Consider the following 2,947-nt stretch of genomic DNA (forward strand, 5'->3'; position numbering starts at 1 on the left):
AGCGAAAACTGGTTGGCGGCACCTGCGTCAATACCGGCTGCATGCCGACCAAGGCCATGGTGGCAAGCGCCTATGCCGCGCATCTTGCCCGCCGCGCCGCCGACTACGGCGTGACGCTCTCCGGCCCGGTCGGCGTCGACTACAAGGCGATCAAGGCGCGCAAGGACAAGGTGTCGAACGACGCCCGCGGCAACCTCGAAAGCTGGATCGCCGGCATGGACAAATGCACGCTTTATCGCGGCCATGCGCGCTTCGAATCTGCCAATTCCGTGCGTGTCGGCGACGACCTGCTGAGCGCCGAGAAGATATTCCTCAACACCGGCGGCCGCGCCTCGGTGCCCGACCTGCCCGGTGTCAACGACATTTCGTACCTGACCAATTCGTCGATGATGGATCTCGACGAGTTGCCGCGCCATCTCGTCGTCGTCGGCGGCAGCTACGTCTCGCTCGAATTCGCGCAGATGTTCCGCCGTTTTGGATCAGAGGTCACTGTGATCGAAAAGAGCCCGCGGTTGATCGGCCGCGAGGATGAGGATGTCTCAGCCGCCATCCTGTCCATCTTCGAAAACGAAGACATCACGGTCCATCTCGGCGCCGATGACATCGGCTTCGCCAGAAAGGGCAACGAAATTGCCGTGACCTTCTCCGCCGACAAGGCGCCGGCGGTCGGTTCGCATGTGCTGCTGGCGCTGGGCCGAACGCCCAACACCGACGATCTCGGCCTCGACAGAGCCGGCGTCGAGGTCGACAAACGCGGCTTCATTGTCGTTGACGACCAGTTGCGCACCAGCGTGCCCGGCATCTGGGCGATGGGTGACTGCAACGGCAAAGGCGCCTTCACCCACACCTCCTACAATGACTACGAGATCGTCGCCGCCAATCTGCTCGACAACGATCCGCGCAAGGTGAGCGACCGCATCGAGGCCTATGCGCTTTATACCGATCCGCCGCTCGGCCGCTGCGGCATGACGGAGACAGCGGTAAGAAAGTCCGGGCGTCGCGCGCTGGTCGGCCAGCGGCCGATGACCCGCGTCGGCCGCGCCGTCGAGAAAGGCGAGACGCAAGGTTTCATGAGGATCCTGGTCGACGCCGGCACCAAGGAAATCCTCGGCTGTTCGGTGCTCGGCCCCGGCGGCGACGAGGCGATACACTGCGTGCTCGATCTGATGTACGCCAAGGCGCCGGTCAGCACGCTCGCGCGGGCAACCCATATCCACCCCAATGTCTCCGAACTTCTGCCCACCATTGCCCAGGAATTGAAGCCGCTGGCATAGGCCGGGCAGGCGTTTGGAACCAGTAGTGTCCACCGCACCCCTTCGGGAGCCGGCCGAGAGGGTCCTGCGCCCATAGCGCGAAAAGCTGGACCAATCGACAGCGTATCGGCGAAAGGGCATGTGTTCGGCCTCTTTCTTGGAGGAATATCATGCAAAAATCGATCGAGCGCATCGCCGGCGACAGCGAGGGCGTTTCCTATGAATTCCCGGTGTTCCGCTTCGAGGGAGCGGACAAATCGGCATCTTCAGCCTATCTGCAGGCAGCGCTGCATGCCGGCGAACTGCCGGGCGTCGTCGCCATCGACGCGCTGATGCCGATGCTCGGAAAAGCCGAAGCGGAGGGCCGCATCAAGGGCAATATCACCGTCGTACCGCAAGCCAATCCGATCGGCCGCGCCCAGTATCATTTCGGCGAGCATCAGGGCCGCTTCCATCTGGGCACCCGCACCAACTTCAACCGCGGCTTTCCGCTGCTGGCCGCGCCCGACATCTCACTCCTGCCGGACACGACCCGTGGCACCGTCGACCAGCGGCTGAAGATCCGGCTGCTGCAACTTTCCATTGGCCACGACCTCGTGCTCGACCTGCATTGCGACGACGAGGGCCTCGCCTACCTCTATGTCCACACCAGCCTGTGGCCGGCGATGGCGGATTGCGCGGCCGCCATGGGCGTCGACGCGGTGGTGCTGTGGGATGAGGACACCGACGGCACCTTCGAGGGCGCCTCGATCATGCCGTACCAGAACGTTCCCGCCGACGTCGCGCGCCTCGATCGACGCGTCGCCACCACGGTCGAATATCGCGGCATACTCGATGTCGATGGCGCTCTGGCCGCCTCCGATGCGGAAGGGCTGTACCGGCTGCTAGTGGCACGCGGCGTGATCGTGGATCAGACCCTGCCCGAGCCCGGCAGCTTTGCCGGGCCTAATTTTTTCACCGGCATTGTCGCACCGCTCGAAAACGTCGACATGATGCCGGCGCCCCGAGCGGGCGCGGTCCTTTACGAGGTGAAGCCCGGCGACCCTGTGGCAAAAGGCGCACTGCTCGCCACCGTCGTCCATGCGCCAGGTGAGCCCGACGGCCGCACGCAAGTGTTCGCACCGCAGTCGGGCATCATCCTGACACGGCGTTCCCGGCGCATCATCCGTGCCGGCGAAGACCTGCTGAAGCTGGTCGGCGACAGGAAGAGCGCCGACGCAAGGTCGGGGACGCTGGAGGACTGACGGCCTATGCCCTTCGCCAAGCGCTTCATTGAATCCAGTTGCGTGGCCGTTCAATCGCCGCTATTGGAATCGCCATGAACATGCGCTCGATCAAGACCGTTTGGTGGTGGGCTCGCTGACAGCGGCCTGTTCGAACGCGTGCGCGTGAAAATAGAAGGTGGCCGCAACGGAATGTCCGGGCGGCCATTTGTTTTTTCAAGCCATGCCCCGGGTCCGTTGCCCCAAGACGCTGAAATAGCCAAGACGCTGATGGAGACGGCAATGACGACGAAAATTCTGGAGAACGGGGCGGAGCGCTTCGTCACGGCGGGTGGCGTGACGATTACCCGCGAGCGCCATGATCGCCCTTACGAAGGCGCGATCGACGCCTATATCGACGGGCTGAATGCGCGCCGTGGCGCCGTGTTTTCCTCGAATTACGAATACCCCGGCCGCTATACGCGCTGGGAC

The 2,947-nt window shown here is 63.7% G+C and carries 3 protein-coding genes; all 3 read left to right on the top strand.

Going from position 1 to position 2,947, the window contains the following annotated elements; translation table 11 throughout:
• On the top strand, nt 1-1,274 hold a 1,274-nt coding region (locus EOA86_RS28825), incomplete at its 5' end, for an FAD-containing oxidoreductase (protein WP_128344767.1).
• Between the two features lie 149 nt (nt 1,275-1,423).
• Entirely contained in the window at nt 1,424-2,497 is a 1,074-nt protein-coding gene (locus EOA86_RS28830) for a succinylglutamate desuccinylase/aspartoacylase family protein (protein ID WP_128344769.1), read from the top strand.
• Nucleotides 2,498-2,758: 261 nt separating this feature from the next.
• The coding region (locus EOA86_RS28835; protein ID WP_164892073.1) for a hypothetical protein at nt 2,759-2,947 on the top strand (189 nt) is incomplete at its 3' end.

Origin of the sequence: Mesorhizobium sp. M5C.F.Ca.IN.020.32.2.1 (genome assembly GCF_004023105.1) — a bacterium.
GTDB lineage: Bacteria > Pseudomonadota > Alphaproteobacteria > Rhizobiales > Rhizobiaceae > Mesorhizobium > Mesorhizobium wenxiniae.

Excerpts from the sequence above, each read along its gene's own strand:
- EOA86_RS28830 (WP_128344769.1), top strand. The coding sequence starts at position 1,424 with ATGCAAAAATCGATCGAGCGCATCGCCGGCGACAGCGAGGGCGTTTCC.